A 13,918-nucleotide genomic window follows, 5' to 3' on the forward strand; every position below is an offset into this window, starting at 1 on the left:
AAAGGACTCCGGCACAGCGTTATTGAAGCGAACGTGGCAGAACTAACGTTGCGCCAGCGTCACCAGTTCCGTCAGCAGCTGCTGTGCGCGTTCATCCGTCATTATGGCGTCGACAGGTAAATACCACCAGTTTGCTTCGGCAAACCCACGACATTTCACCGCATCTTTCTCGGTCATCAGCAGCGTTTGCTGTGGATTCACAAGGGCGGAAACGCTCGTCTGAGTCAATGCCTGGTGATCGGCAAGCGCGACGGTTTTTACCGGCAGGACGCCGCAGCTTTCCAGCGTGGCGAAAAAGCGCGGCGGATGACCGATCCCGGCCATGGCAACGACATTATCGAAAGAAGCCACGTCACGCCGTTCGCCGCTGCGTAAATTTACCGCCAGTCCGGGTCGCAGCTGCATGGGAATTTCCCCCGCCTGCGCGATGCCGCCGTTAACAATGATGGCGTCGACGCTGCGTAAACGTGACGCGCGTTCACGCATCGGCCCGGCCGGTAGCCACCAGCCATTGCCAAAACGGCGCTCGCCATCAATTACCACAATTTCTTTGTCCCGCGCCAGCTTGTAGTGCTGCAGGCCATCATCGGTGATAATGAGCTGCAAATCATGTGCATGAAGCAGCGCCTGCACCGCCTCACGACGCGCTGGCGAGACCGCAACCGGCGCGCCGGTGCGTTGAAAAATGAGTACCGGTTCATCGCCGGCTTCCGCGGTACTGGTGTCATTGCTGAGCAGTAACGGATAGCTCGCCGCTTTCCCGCCATAACCGCGGGAAACGACGCCAACGCGGATACCGCGCTGCTGGAGCTGTTCCACCAGCCAGATGACCACCGGCGTTTTGCCGTTGCCTCCGGCGGTGAGATTCCCCACCACCGCCACCGGAACCGGCGCTCGCCAGGCTTTCTTCAGCCCCAGCCGATAGCTGAGGCGGATCAGCCCACTCACCAGGCCATAGAGCCAGGAGAGCGGCAGCAAGAGTCGCCATACGGGCGACTCACCGGACCAGATACGCGCAATCATTGGCCAAACTGCATCTTATGTAGCTGGGCGTACACGCCGCGGTGTTCCAGCAGATCGGCATGGCTACCGCGCTCGACAATGCGGCCATCTTCCACCACCACAATTTCATCGGCTTGTTCGATGGTGGAAAGACGGTGGGCAATCACCAGCGAAGTGCGGTTTTTCTGCAGTTCGTCGAGGGCGGCCTGGATCGCGCGTTCAGACTCGGTATCCAGCGCCGATGTCGCTTCGTCCAGAATCAGAATCGGGCTGTTACGCAGCAGCGCACGCGCGATGGCAATACGCTGACGCTGACCGCCGGAGAGCAGTACGCCGTTCTCACCGATAACGGTATCGAGGCCATTATCCATTTTGCTGATAAAGTCCATCGCGTAGGCCATACGCGCCGCTTCTTCGATCTGCTCACGGCTGTACTCTTCCGTGCGCGCATAGGCAATGTTGTTGGCCACGGTATCGTTGAACAGATGAACGTTTTGCGACACCAGCGCCACCTGATCGCGCAGGGATGCCAGAGTGTATTCACGCAGATCGTGGCCATCCAGCAAAATCTGGCCGTTATCGATATCGTAAAAGCGCGTAATCAGGCTGGCGATGGTCGATTTACCCGACCCCGAACGCCCGACCAGGGCGACCGTTTTACCTTCCTGGATGTTGAGGTTGATATTTCGCAGCGCCGGCGTTTCACGGCCCGGATAGGTAAAGGTGACGTCTTTGAATTCCAGGTTGCCCTTCGCCCGCTCGATAACCAGCTTGCCTTCGTCTTTTTCCTGTTCGGAATCAAGAATCGCAAACAGCGTCTGGCAGGCGGCCATCCCGCGCTGGAACTGAGCATTGACGTTAGTCAGCGACTTCAGCGGGCGCATCAACGCGATCATCGAGGAGAAGACGACGGTGATGGTACCGGCAGTTAACGTTTCCATGACGCTCGGGAAGCTGGCGGCATAGAGAACAAATGCCAGCGCCAGTGACGCAATCAGCTGAATAACCGGGTCAGAAATAGACGACGCAGAGACCATTTTCATCCCCTGCAAGCGCATTTTGTTGCTGACCTTATCAAAACGTTTGGTTTCTACCGCCTGACCGCCAAACATCAGCACTTCTTTATGCCCTTTCAGCATCTGCTCTGCGCTGGTGGTCACCTGCCCCATGGTGTTTTGCATATTCTTGCTGATATTACGAAAACGCTTCGATACCACGCGAATCGCCATCGAGACGATGGGGGCCAGGACGATCAGAATCAGCGACAGCTGCCAGCTGTAATAGAACATCATCACAAACAGACCGATGATCGAGGCGCCTTCGCGCACGACGGTAATCAAGGCGCTGGAAGAGGATGACGCCACCTGTTCGGAATCATAGGTAATGCGTGACAGCAAGGTACCCGTAGACTGTTTATCAAAGAAGGAGACGGGCATCCCCATCATATGGCTGAACAGACGGCGGCGCATTGTCATGACGACTTTGCCTGAAACCCACGAGATACAGTAGCTCGAAATATAGCTGGTGACGCCACGCAGTAACATCAACCCAATCACGACCAGCGGCATCCATAGCAGCACTGAGCGATCCGTTTTACCAAAACCATCATCCAGTAACGGTTTAAGAAGCGATAGCATGAAGGTATCACTAGCGGCGTTAAAGACTAACGCAACTGCCGCGACGATCAGTCCGGTTTTAAATGGCGCAATAAGCGGCCAGAGGCGGCGGAAGGTCTGCCACGTGGAGAGATCTTTATCATTCTGCATTCAATAAACCAGCTTATGTTGAAATAGCCGCATATTCTACCCGTTATCCACGGTCTCGCCAAACCACTGATGATACCAACGCGGTAAAAGTTGATCTCGTAAGCTTTGGATTTGCCAACCTTCTGGAGAAAAAATAACCGTAATTTGTCCCTGATGCGGCGTATCGAGCCATCGATAGCCCTGCTGACGGTAGCGCTGCACCACTTTAGCCACAGGCATACGCCAGGCATTATATCGCGAGGCCGAAGCCAGCGCCGCCGCGCCACCGACCCGCTGCAATAAGGCAAGCGCAGAAGAGGTATGACTCCCGTGGTGCGGAACCTGGATAAGTGTAGACGCAAGATGTTGCCAGTAGTGGCTCAGCATGGCCCGTTCTGCCGGAATTTCAATATCTCCGGTCAGTAGAATGCTCTGCTTGCCGTCATCAATACGGACCACGCAGGAGCGGTTATTGCCCGTCAGGCTGGAATCCGGCAGCGGCCACAGCACGCGAAAAGTTAATCCACGCCATCGCCAGCTTTCGCCTCGTCGACAGGGAAGATGCCCCCGCCAGCCCAGCGGACTGCGGATCCAGAGCTCGGGCCAGGCCTTCAGCAGCGAATTGAGACCGCCGCGGTGGTCAAGGTGTTCATGGCTCAACACAACGCCCTCCGGGCGCAGGTGATGCCAGCGTAGCCAGGGAATAATAATCTGCTGACCGCTATCACCATCGGGCCAGGCCAGTCCGGTATCATAGAGGATTGCCGCCCCCTCGCGCTCAATGACCATAGCCAGCCCCTGCCCGACGTCCAGCATCGTGACCCGCCATTCATCTTTCGCTCCATGGCGCCAGAAGGGCCAGCTCAGCAGCAGCGTGCTGCTAAGACAAAGCGCCGGTAGCGAACGCCAGGCATGAAAACGCCACACCAGCAGTATCAGCCAGGGCAACGCGCTGAGCCCCGCCCAGCGAAAATCCAGACTGAGCCAGCCCTGCGGCAGCAGATGCAAAAACCAGAATAGTGCTGCCAGCAGGCGGTCGGCCAGCCACCACACCGCCATTTCAACCACGACAGGTCCGCTGAGATGCAGCAGCATCGCCAGCAGAATCGTGGGAACAACCGCAAAGGTGACCAACGGTACGGCTATCAGATTTGCTACCCAGGCGGTCAGGCTGATGCCGTGGAAAAGGAGAATCTGAATTGGCAATAGCAGAAACATCAGCCCAAGCTGCAGATGGCCTAAAGCAAGCCCTTCACGCCACGGCCAGCGCCACGTATGCCGCTGCAGCGGCACCAGCTGATACCAGAAAATCAGCGTTGCGACGGCGAAGATGGACAGCCACAGACTATCAGACAACACCGCCAGCGGATCGGCGAATAAGATAGCGCCAATACAACAGAGCCAGATTTGCCAGGACGACCAGCGTCTGGCAGATAGCCGTAGGCCCACCACGCAGCTCAGGGCTACGCAGGTCCGCAGCGCAGGCGGCTGCATACCGGTCAGCCAGGCATAAAATAGCGCGCAGCCCAGACCGATAAGTAACGGCATTCTCCAGCCAATCCATCGGCACGGGAAAAAGAATTGCAGCCCCCGAACCACCAGTCCACCGAGTATGGCGCCTAACGCAATATGCAACCCCGAAATCGCCATCAGGTGTGAGGTACCGGTCTCCTGCATCAGACGTTTGATATCCCGCGGTACAACCAGTCGCTCGCCCATCCCGAGCCCGAGTATCACCGACTGCCAGGGAAAAGCGTCGAGAGTACGTTCCAGCGATGCCAGATAGCGAGCGCGGTAGCTGCACGTCGGGTCTGATGCTTCGGCCGACGTAAAGCGCCCGGTTAGCGAACGATGTTGCGCCAGGGCAAAACGCTGGCCGTCAAAGCCCCCTACGTTGAGCTGACTATGGACCGGGCGAAGACGGACGGTCATCTTCCAGCGCTGCCCGGCACACGGCAGGTCGGGCAGCGCATTACCATAAAGAGTTACCCCTGGCGCCGGCCATAGCCTCTGCCCGTTGAAACGGAGAATATTTCCCTGGTAGGTGGTCTCACCTTCGACGGCCGTTAGCTTAATTTCAACCTGCCGGTTGCCACCGGGTAGCACCTGCATCGGCCACAGCACCTGACGCGCGCTCAGCACACCCCAGGCAAAAAACAGCATGGTCAACGCCAGGTAACGCAATGGCCTCCAGCGGTAAAGCGACATCAGGATCGCGCCGCCGATAATGACCTGAACGGCGAGCGGTGTGGGCAGTTCTGGCAAGAACAGCAGTGGGCAGATCCCGACAACCACGCACCCGGCAAGCTGTGATAAACGCATGTCCCCTCCCTGTTGACGGAGAGTATCGCGTGAAAGCTAAAGGTCGTCAGCGGTCGGCGGCCGGGTATGGATTTCGGCTTCCGCAAAACCTACGGGGTTGCAGCAAAACGAAGATGTTGCTGTGAGGCGGGGCAAACCGGAGGCATAAAAAAAGCACCGCAAAGGTGCTTTTTTTATCATCGGAGTACGTTGTCGCGGCTGTGCGAAACTTACTCTTCGTAAATATTGGCGCGGTCGCGTAATTCTTTCCCAGGCTTAAAGTGCGGAACGTACTTACCTTCCAGTTCGACTTTATCGCCAGTCTTCGGGTTACGCCCGGTGCGAGGTGCTCGATAATGCAAAGAGAAGCTGCCGAAACCGCGGATTTCAATGCGCTCACCTTGAGCAAGCGTTGAGGCCATATGTTCCAGCATTTCTTTAACAGCATCTTCGACCGCTTTCGCAGGAATGTGAGATTGCTGGCTGGCAAGTCTTTCTATCAATTCTGACTTGGTCATTATTCCTCCGGTTTCCTTCAAGGCAAAATTAGCTAACTGCTTTAAACAAGGGCGGCCGTAGCCGCCCTTTGTGCTTGATTACAGGACGAATCCTGCAATCTGTCAAGTAAACTCGTCGTAATTCAGGTTGTTGTAACCTGAATGACTAAGATTACTCGCCTTTAGCTGCTTTGAAAGCTTCAGCCATTGCGTTGTTAGAGAAGTTTGCATCTTCCTGTTTGTTAACAGTTGCGATTGCATCTTTCTCATCAGCTTCGTCTTTAGCACGAACAGACAGGCTGATTGCACGGTTTTTACGATCAACGCCGGTGAATTTAGCTTCAACGTCGTCGCCAACGCTCAGAACCAGAGTTGCATCTTCAACGCGGTCACGGGAAGCTTCAGAAGCGCGCAGGTAACCTTCAACGCCGTCAGCCAGTTCTACGGTTGCGCCTTTAGCGTCAACTGCAGTGACTTTACCGTTTACGATTGCGCCTTTCTTGTTCAGTGCAACCCAGTTGTTGAACGGATCTTCTGCGAGCTGTTTAACGCCCAGAGAGATACGCTCACGCTCTGCGTCAACCTGCAGAACAACTGCTGCGATTTCGTCGCCTTTTTTGTATTCACGAACTGCTTCTTCGCCTGCAACGTTCCAGGAGATGTCAGACAGGTGAACCAGGCCGTCGATGCCGCCGTCCAGGCCGATGAAGATACCGAAGTCAGTGATAGACTTGATTTTACCTTCAACACGGTCGCCCTTGTTGTGGGTTTCCGCAAACTGCTGCCACGGGTTGTTTTTGCACTGCTTCAGACCCAGGGAGATACGACGACGTTCTTCGTCGATATCCAGAACCATAACTTCCACTACGTCGCCAACGTTAACAACTTTGGACGGGTGGATGTTTTTATTGGTCCAATCCATTTCGGAAACGTGAACCAGGCCTTCAACGCCTTCTTCGATTTCAACGAAGCAGCCGTAGTCGGTCAGGTTGGTCACGCGACCGGTCAGTTTGGTACCTTCCGGATAACGCTTAGCGATAGCTACCCACGGATCTTCGCCCAGCTGTTTCAGGCCCAGAGATACACGAGTACGCTCGCGGTCGAACTTCAGCACTTTAACAGTGATTTCGTCGCCAACGTTTACGATTTCGCTCGGGTGCTTAACGCGTTTCCACGCCATGTCGGTGATGTGCAGCAGGCCGTCAACGCCGCCCAGATCAACGAATGCGCCGTAGTCAGTGAGGTTCTTAACGATACCTTTGACTTCCATGCCTTCCTGCAGGTTTTCCAGCAGCTGATCGCGTTCTGCGCTGTTTTCGGATTCGATAACGGCACGACGGGATACAACAACGTTGTTACGCTTCTGGTCCAGCTTGATTACTTTGAACTCAAGCTCTTTGCCTTCCAGGTGCAGAGTGTCGCGAACCGGACGAACGTCAACCAGGGAACCCGGCAGGAACGCGCGAATACCATTCAGCTCAACAGTGAAGCCACCTTTAACTTTGCCGTTGATAACACCGACTACAGTTTCAGCTTCTTCGTAAGCTTTTTCCAGCGTGATCCAAGCTTCGTGACGTTTAGCTTTTTCACGGGACAGCAGGGTTTCACCGAAGCCGTCTTCTACTGCATCCAGAGCAACGTCAACTTCGTCACCGACCTGGATTTCCAGCTCGCCCTGGGCGTTTTTGAACTGCTCTGCCGGAATGGCAGACTCAGATTTCAGACCAGCGTCAACCAGTACGATATCTTTGTCGATAGCAACAACAACACCACGAACGATGGAACCCGGACGGGTTTCGATTGTTTTTAAGGATTCTTCAAATAGTTGAGCAAAAGATTCAGTCATGTTTAATCTTCAGGTTTCATATTTAACGTCCACCTGGCTCCGTGCCGGATGGGGTTGTTTAACATACCCGCTAACACTCCATTGCTGCGGGGGTACTGCTATAATTCTGAGGCCGTTTCGCTTCACCGCTTCGCGGTCAGGCGACTGCCAGTTTTTCGCGCGCATAGTGTAGCGCTTTTTCAATAACTTGCTCAATGTTTAGTTCAGTAGAATCGAGAACTAAAGCATCGGCGGCCGGGACAAGCGGCGCGACGCTGCGATTACGGTCGCGATCGTCACGTTCTTTTATCTCGGACAAAAGACGTTCAAAGTTAACACTAAAGCCCTTTTCCTGCAACTGCAGCATACGGCGATGGGCGCGCTCTTGTGCCGAAGCATCAAGGAAAATCTTCACTGGCGCATCGGGAAACACGACGGTTCCCATATCGCGTCCGTCGGCAATCAGGCCAGGCAGTTCACGAAATGCGCGCTGACGACGAAGCAATGCTTCACGCACGCGGGGAAACGCGGCAACTTTCGATGCGGTATTAGCCACTTCCTGAGTACGAATGGCGGCGCTGACGTCTTCGCCTTCAAGAATCACTTCCAGAGTGCCGTCGGTGGAGATAAAACGCACGTCCAGGTGCGCCGCCAACGGTACCAGCGCCTCTTCAGATTCGACATCAACATGGTGATGCAGCGCCGCGAGGGCCAGAACACGATAGATGGCCCCGGAATCCAGCAGATGCCAGCCCAGCGCTTCCGCCATTGCCTTGCACAATGTGCCTTTACCCGCACCGCCAGGCCCATCAATGGTGATTACCGGAATATTTGCCGTCATCTTTTTCTCCTTCAGCAAGGCGCATAGAATATAAACGCCGCGCATTATACGCATCTCTACGCCGGAAAGTGAGCATTGCTTGCAAATTACGGACTACCAGAAATGAAACGCAGAAGAATTGCGCAATTATAGCGGGCTGACGGAACGTCAGCCCGGAAGATGACAATATTTTACCTTTTCGGTTTGCTTTTTGCGCAGCGAACGTTACGCCAGCGTGCTGATTCGCGCCAGCTGCTCGAAGTAATCCGGGAAGGTTTTCGCCGTACATTTCGGGTCAAGAATAGTCACCGGCGTATCAGACAACGCCACCAGCGAGAAACACATTGCCATACGGTGATCGTTATAGGTGCCAATCTCGGCAAACTGCAGCGTCAGCGGAGGCGTAATGCGAATGTAATCCTCCCCCTCTTCCACTTCAGCGCCCACTTTACGCAGTTCGGTGGCCATCGCAAACAGACGGTCGGTCTCTTTGACGCGCCAGTTATAGATGTTGCGTAGCGTGGTCGTTCCCCTGGCAAACAGCGCCGCAGTGGCGATAGTCATCGCCGCATCCGGAATATGGTTCATATCCATATCGATAGCATTCAGCTCGCCGCGGGTACAGGCAATATAATCCTCGCCCCAGGTGACGGTCGCCCCCATTTTTTCCAGCACGTCGGCAAAACGAATATCGCCCTGTACGCTGTTGCGGCCGATACCGGTGACTTTTACCGTCCCACCTTTGATGGCGCCGGCAGCGAGGAAATAAGAGGCCGAAGAGGCATCCCCCTCCACCAGGTAATCACCCGGCGACTGGTACTGCTGATTGCCGCTGACAATAAAGCGCTGATAGGCCTGATTCTCGACCTCAACGCCGAATGTTTTCATCAGATGCAGCGTGATGTCGATATATGGGCGGGAAACCAGCTCGCCTTTAATCGCGATGACGGTATCCTGCGGCGCCAGTGGCGCAGCCATCAGCAGCGCGGTGAGGAACTGGCTGGATACGCTGCCGTCCACTTCAACTTCGCCGCCGGTAAAGCCGCCGCGCAGGCGCAGAGGCGGATAGTTTTCCTGCTCCAGATAATCAATCTGCGCGCCGCCCTGGCGCAGCGCGTCGACCAGATGGCCAATCGGGCGCTCTTTCATGCGCGGTTCGCCAGTCAACACGATATCGTTGCCGCCCAGACACAGCGCGGCCGCCAGCGGACGCATGGCGGTCCCTGCGTTACCGAGGAACAGCTCCAGCGCACTACCAGCCTGCAGCGGCCCAGCGTTGCCGGTCACTTCACAGCGGGTGCGGTCAGCAGACAGAACGTAATGAACTCCCAGGGCGCTCAGGGCATTCAGCATATGGCGTACATCGTCGCTGTCCAGCAGGTTGGTCAGCACCGTGGTGCCACGGGCCAAAGCCGCCAGCAGCAAAGCACGGTTAGAGACACTTTTTGACCCAGGCAGGTTCACGGTGCCATCTACTCGCGCAATGGGTTGTAACGTCAGGGATTCCATCAAACTTAACTCTCAAACAAACAGAATAAAAACCCCGCAGACCAGCCGCGGGGATGAAAAACAGGAGGGTGATTAGCCGTGGCGGCGTTCAAAATCCTGCATAAAGTCGGTCAGTGCCTTCACGCCCGCCAGCGGCATCGCGTTATAGATAGAGGCACGCATGCCGCCCACTACGCGGTGGCCTTTCAGTGCATGCAGACCTGCGGCAAAGGACTCTTCAAGGAACAGTTTATCCAGCGCACTGTCGGCCAGCTGGAACGGGACGTTCATACGGGAACGGTTAGCCGCTGCCACATCGTTACGATAGAAGCTGCTGCGGTCGATCGCGCCATACAGCAAATCGGCTTTTTGCTGATTGATTTTGTCCATTGCCGCGACGCCGCCCTGCTCTTTCAGCCACTTGAACACCAGACCGGCCAGGTACCAGGCGAACGTCGGCGGGGTGTTAAACATGGAGTCGTTAGCATCCAGTACGGTGTAGTCGAGAATTGACGGGCAGGCGATACTGGCTTTACCCAGCAGGTCTTCACGTACAATCACCAGCGTCAGGCCCGCCGGGCCGATATTTTTCTGTGCGCCCGCATAGATAACGCCGTAACGGCTGACATCAATCGGGGCAGAGAGAATGGTGGAGGAGAAATCCGCCGCAACCACGACGTCGTCCGCAAAATTCGGCGTTTCATCAATCGCAATGCCGTCGATGGTTTCATTCGGACAGTAGTGCAGATAGGCCGCGCCTGGCGTCAACTGCCATTCGCTCATCGGCTTAACTCCGCGCAGGCCGTCAACCGTGATTTTCGCGTCAATGGCGTTCGGCGAACAATATTTTTTCGCTTCTTTAATCGCGCTTGCCGCCCAGTAGCCGGCATCAACATAGTCAGCGGTGGTTTTATCACCCAGCAGGTTCAGCGGAACGCCCGCGAACTGACCGCGACCACCGCCGTGGCAGAATAAAACTTTGTAGTTGGAGGGGATATTGAGCAGATCGCGAAAATCCTGTTCAGCCGCCTCAGCCACCTGGATAAACTCTTTACCACGGTGACTGATTTCCATGACCGACGTACCCAGGCCATGCCAGTCACACAGCTCCTGCTGTGCCAGTTTGAGAACTTCCGCCGGCAGCATTGCCGGGCCCGAACTAAAGTTATAGACCTGAGCCATTTCCCCTCACCACGTTGCTATGTTGTCTGCCCGCGAACCATCGCGGGCATAAGTTATTCCTGTGGCTATCGGTTTTATCATTCAGTGACACGCACCGCAACGAGTAAAACTAAGCAGCCACGAAATGTGGCTGTCGTCACACAAAAGAATCTGCCGGCTTGACGTCATAAAACCGACATAATTGCTGTCAGGTGACTCTTTTCGCCCTGCTGGCCTGCGACCATTCTGCATTTGCGCAGCGGGGACATAATTGTTTATCCCCGGCGCGGAGCTTAAGAACTGCGCTACACCGTACGCAGGCATATTCATCGTCGCGCGGAATGGTAGCGAAGCTTGCGTTATGGGGAGGAGGTAAAATAGACAGACCGGCTTTGACGTCTCGATCCGCATAGTAGTAGAGACTAATTTGCCCGTTGGTTTCCAGAATAGCCAACCGGACCTGTCCCAGCTGTTCGACGCCGTTGATCCGCAGCTCCATAAAAAACTCGAATTCGGTCATGTTTTCCGTCTGTAAATTTTTCCAGGCCAGTTCCCCCTGTTCGATGACCGGGATCGGTTTGCCCTCAAGCAGGTTCTCCAGCTTCTCGCTTTTGCCCATCAGCCACATGATCAGCCGGTAGAGCAACGCCAGGGTGACAAAGACCACCAGCACCGGCAGCATCGGGACATCGTCATAGAAAGCGACATCCCCTGCCGCGGATCCAAGGGTCAGGATAATGAGGACTTCGAACAGCGACATCTGCCGCACGCCGCGTCGGCCGGTGATTTTGAGAAAGATAAATACCAGGACAAAGGTGTACACGCTCCTCAGCGCCACCTCAGCCAAAAAGTCCGCTGGCACTTTATCCAGCGCCATACGATGCCAATCAAATGCCTTCATGGTTAACGCCTGCACAGTTATCGGGTGTCAGTAAGGATAGCCAGACGATGGAGATAGCGCCGGTCATCTAAAAGCCGTATCATTGCGCGCTTTACGTACGATAAAAGTGATCGCCATGACTCAAACGTTTATTCCCGGCAAAGATGCCGCCCTGGAAGATTCCATCGCCCGCTTCCAGCAGAAATTGCTCGACCTCGGATTTGATATTGAAGAGGCCTCATGGCTGAATCCCGTACCGCACGTGTGGTCAGTACATATCCGTGATAAAGAGTGCTCGCTGTGTTTCACCAACGGCAAAGGGGCAACCAAAAAAGCGGCGCTGGCCTCGGCTCTTGGTGAATATTTCGAGCGTCTGTCCACCAACTACTTTTTTGCTGACTTTTGGCTGGGCGAAACCATCGCTAACGGACCATTCGTCCACTATCCAAATGAGAAATGGTTCCCGCTGACCGAAGACGATGAAGTGCCGGAAGGTCTGCTGGATCCTCGTCTGCGCGCATTTTACGATCCTGACGATCAGTTGACCGCCAGCATGCTGGTCGATCTGCAGTCGGGCAACGACGAACGCGGCGTTTGCGGCCTGCCGTTCACCCGCCAGTCCGATGGCGAAACCGTCTATATCCCGATGAATATCGTCGGCAACCTGTATGTCTCTAACGGGATGTCCGCAGGCAACACGGCGAACGAAGCGCGCGTTCAGGCACTGTCGGAAGTCTTCGAGCGTCACATTAAAAACCGCATCATCGCTGAGAGCATCAGCCTGCCAGAAATTCCGGCAGAGGTCATGGCGCGTTATCCAGGTGTGGTGGAGTCCATCAATAAGCTGGAAGCCGAAGGTTTCCCGATCTTTGCTTACGATGGCTCGCTGGGCGGCAAATACCCGGTTATCTGCGTGGTGTTGTTTAACCCGACCAACGGAACCTGCTTCGCCTCTTTCGGCGCGCATCCGGACTTCGGCGTCGCTCTTGAACGTACCGTCACCGAGCTGCTGCAAGGCCGTAGCCTGAAAGATCTCGATGTCTTTACGCCACCAACCTTCGATGATGAAGAAGTCGCTGAACACGCCAATCTTGAAACCCACTTTATTGATTCCAGCGGTCTGATCTCCTGGGATATGTTCAAACAGGATGCTGACTATCCGTTCGTCGACTGGAGCTTTTCCGGCACCACGGAAGAAGAGTTCGCCACCCTGATGGCCATCTTTAAAGAAGAAGATAAAGAAGTTTACATCGCCGATTATGAGCACCTGAGCGTCTACGCCTGCCGCATCATCGTTCCGGGAATGTCAGACATTTACCCGGCGGAAGATCTGTGGCTGGCCAATAACAGCATGGGCAGCCATCTGCGCGAAACCCTTCTCTCCCTGCCGGGCAGTGAATGGGAAAAAGAAGATTATCTGGCGCTGATCGAACAACTGGATGATGAAGGGAATGACGACTTCACCCGCGTACGCGAGCTGCTGGGCCTGGCGACGGGCAAAGACAACGGCTGGTATACGCTGCGTATTGGCGAACTGAAAGCGATGCTGGCGCTGGCCGGTGGCGATCTGGAGCAGGCCTTGATCTGGACGGAATGGACCATTGAATTCAATGCGTCTATCTTCAGTGCGGAACGCGCAAATTACTACCGCTGCCTGCAGACGCTGCTGCTGCTCAGTCAGGAAGAAGAACGCCAGCCTCTGCAGTACCTGAATGCCTTTATCCGTATGTACGGCGCCGATGCGGTAGAAGCTGCCAGCGCGGCGATGAGCGGTGAAGCGCCGTTCTATGGCCTGCAGGCCGTAGATAGCGATCTCCAGGCTTTCCCGGCCCATCAGTCTTTACTGAAAGCCTATGAAAAACTGCAGCGGGCAAAAGCGGCATTCTGGGCTAAATAAGGCTTCATTTTACTGCCAGCCGCATTATTTACGGGGTCGATAAAGACCCCGTTTTTCATCGCTAAGTAGACCCGCGGCTAATTTGTAGTTGCAACGTTAATTTACAGTAAACTTTTTTTACGCATCACTTTAGGATTGTTAATTTTAATAAAAAATACCCCATTTTAATTAACCGTCCACAGCGGCCCAAAATGAAAAAAATCAACATAAGTTGTAAATTTTAAAATTTATTTTTTTCATTTAAAACAATCATTTATTCCCATAATAAGTCAAAACCACACATATCCAGGGCTTATAGTTCC

The 13,918-nt window shown here is 54.7% G+C and carries 10 protein-coding genes; 1 reads left to right on the forward strand and 9 read right to left on the reverse strand.

Features of this window, described 5'->3' with window-relative positions:
• Nucleotides 1-42: 42 nt before the first annotated feature.
• The 9 genes from lpxK to AC236I_RS16345 form a co-directional block, all read right to left on the reverse strand.
• On the reverse strand, nucleotides 43-1,023 hold the full coding sequence (gene lpxK / locus AC236I_RS16305) for a tetraacyldisaccharide 4'-kinase (RefSeq protein WP_048023150.1): 981 nt from the start codon (nucleotides 1,021-1,023) through the stop codon (nucleotides 43-45).
• Nucleotides 1,020-2,768, reverse strand: coding sequence for a lipid A ABC transporter ATP-binding protein/permease MsbA (msbA, locus tag AC236I_RS16310; RefSeq protein WP_004860079.1), 1,749 nt, complete (start codon nucleotides 2,766-2,768; stop codon nucleotides 1,020-1,022). Before msbA ends, lpxK begins: the two co-directional genes overlap by 4 nt.
• A 36-nt stretch (nucleotides 2,769-2,804) precedes the next feature.
• On the reverse strand, nucleotides 2,805-5,069 hold the full coding sequence (locus AC236I_RS16315; RefSeq protein WP_104897116.1) for a ComEC family protein: 2,265 nt from the start codon (nucleotides 5,067-5,069) through the stop codon (nucleotides 2,805-2,807).
• Nucleotides 5,070-5,278: 209 nt separating this feature from the next.
• A complete protein-coding gene (ihfB, locus tag AC236I_RS16320) occupies nucleotides 5,279-5,566 on the reverse strand; it encodes an integration host factor subunit beta (RefSeq protein ID WP_004100704.1) in 288 nt (95 codons plus the stop codon).
• A gap of 151 nt (nucleotides 5,567-5,717) precedes the next feature.
• Nucleotides 5,718-7,391, reverse strand: coding sequence for a 30S ribosomal protein S1 (rpsA, locus tag AC236I_RS16325; protein ID WP_004860074.1), 1,674 nt, complete (start codon nucleotides 7,389-7,391; stop codon nucleotides 5,718-5,720).
• Between the two features lie 136 nt (nucleotides 7,392-7,527).
• Nucleotides 7,528-8,211: a (d)CMP kinase gene (cmk, locus tag AC236I_RS16330; protein ID WP_004860072.1), complete on the reverse strand. Its 684-nt coding sequence runs from the start codon at nucleotides 8,209-8,211 to the stop codon at nucleotides 7,528-7,530.
• Between the two features lie 204 nt (nucleotides 8,212-8,415).
• Entirely contained in the window at nucleotides 8,416-9,699 is a 1,284-nt protein-coding gene (gene aroA, locus AC236I_RS16335) for a 3-phosphoshikimate 1-carboxyvinyltransferase (RefSeq protein WP_015584795.1), read from the reverse strand.
• Nucleotides 9,700-9,771: 72 nt separating this feature from the next.
• Nucleotides 9,772-10,860 (reverse strand): 3-phosphoserine/phosphohydroxythreonine transaminase, encoded by a 1,089-nt coding sequence (gene serC / locus AC236I_RS16340; RefSeq protein WP_004860069.1) that lies wholly within the window; start codon nucleotides 10,858-10,860, stop codon nucleotides 9,772-9,774.
• A 187-nt stretch (nucleotides 10,861-11,047) separates the two neighbouring features.
• Nucleotides 11,048-11,740 (reverse strand): DUF421 domain-containing protein, encoded by a 693-nt coding sequence (locus AC236I_RS16345; protein WP_064367996.1) that lies wholly within the window; start codon nucleotides 11,738-11,740, stop codon nucleotides 11,048-11,050.
• 115 nt (nucleotides 11,741-11,855) lie between these two features.
• On the opposite strand from AC236I_RS16345, the gene ycaO reads away from it, so the two are divergent.
• The gene (ycaO, locus tag AC236I_RS16350; RefSeq protein ID WP_004860065.1) at nucleotides 11,856-13,616 is read left to right on the forward strand and encodes a 30S ribosomal protein S12 methylthiotransferase accessory factor YcaO; all 1,761 of its coding nucleotides are present in this window, start codon (nucleotides 11,856-11,858) and stop codon (nucleotides 13,614-13,616) included.
• Nucleotides 13,617-13,918 lie beyond the last annotated feature (302 nt).

The organism is Klebsiella sp. Sb-30, from assembly GCF_057652795.1.

Coding starts and splice junctions, on each gene's coding strand:
- AC236I_RS16345 (WP_064367996.1), bottom strand. CDS start 11,740: ATGAAGGCATTTGATTGGCATCGTATGGCGCTGGATAAAGTGCCAGCG.
- ihfB (WP_004100704.1), bottom strand. CDS start 5,566: ATGACCAAGTCAGAATTGATAGAAAGACTTGCCAGCCAGCAATCTCAC.
- cmk (WP_004860072.1), bottom strand. CDS start 8,211: ATGACGGCAAATATTCCGGTAATCACCATTGATGGGCCTGGCGGTGCG.
- ycaO (WP_004860065.1), top strand. CDS start 11,856: ATGACTCAAACGTTTATTCCCGGCAAAGATGCCGCCCTGGAAGATTCC.
- AC236I_RS16315 (WP_104897116.1), bottom strand. CDS start 5,069: ATGCGTTTATCACAGCTTGCCGGGTGCGTGGTTGTCGGGATCTGCCCA.
- serC (WP_004860069.1), bottom strand. CDS start 10,860: ATGGCTCAGGTCTATAACTTTAGTTCGGGCCCGGCAATGCTGCCGGCG.
- msbA (WP_004860079.1), bottom strand. CDS start 2,768: ATGCAGAATGATAAAGATCTCTCCACGTGGCAGACCTTCCGCCGCCTC.
- rpsA (WP_004860074.1), bottom strand. CDS start 7,391: ATGACTGAATCTTTTGCTCAACTATTTGAAGAATCCTTAAAAACAATC.
- aroA (WP_015584795.1), bottom strand. CDS start 9,699: ATGGAATCCCTGACGTTACAACCCATTGCGCGAGTAGATGGCACCGTG.
- lpxK (WP_048023150.1), bottom strand. CDS start 1,023: ATGATTGCGCGTATCTGGTCCGGTGAGTCGCCCGTATGGCGACTCTTG.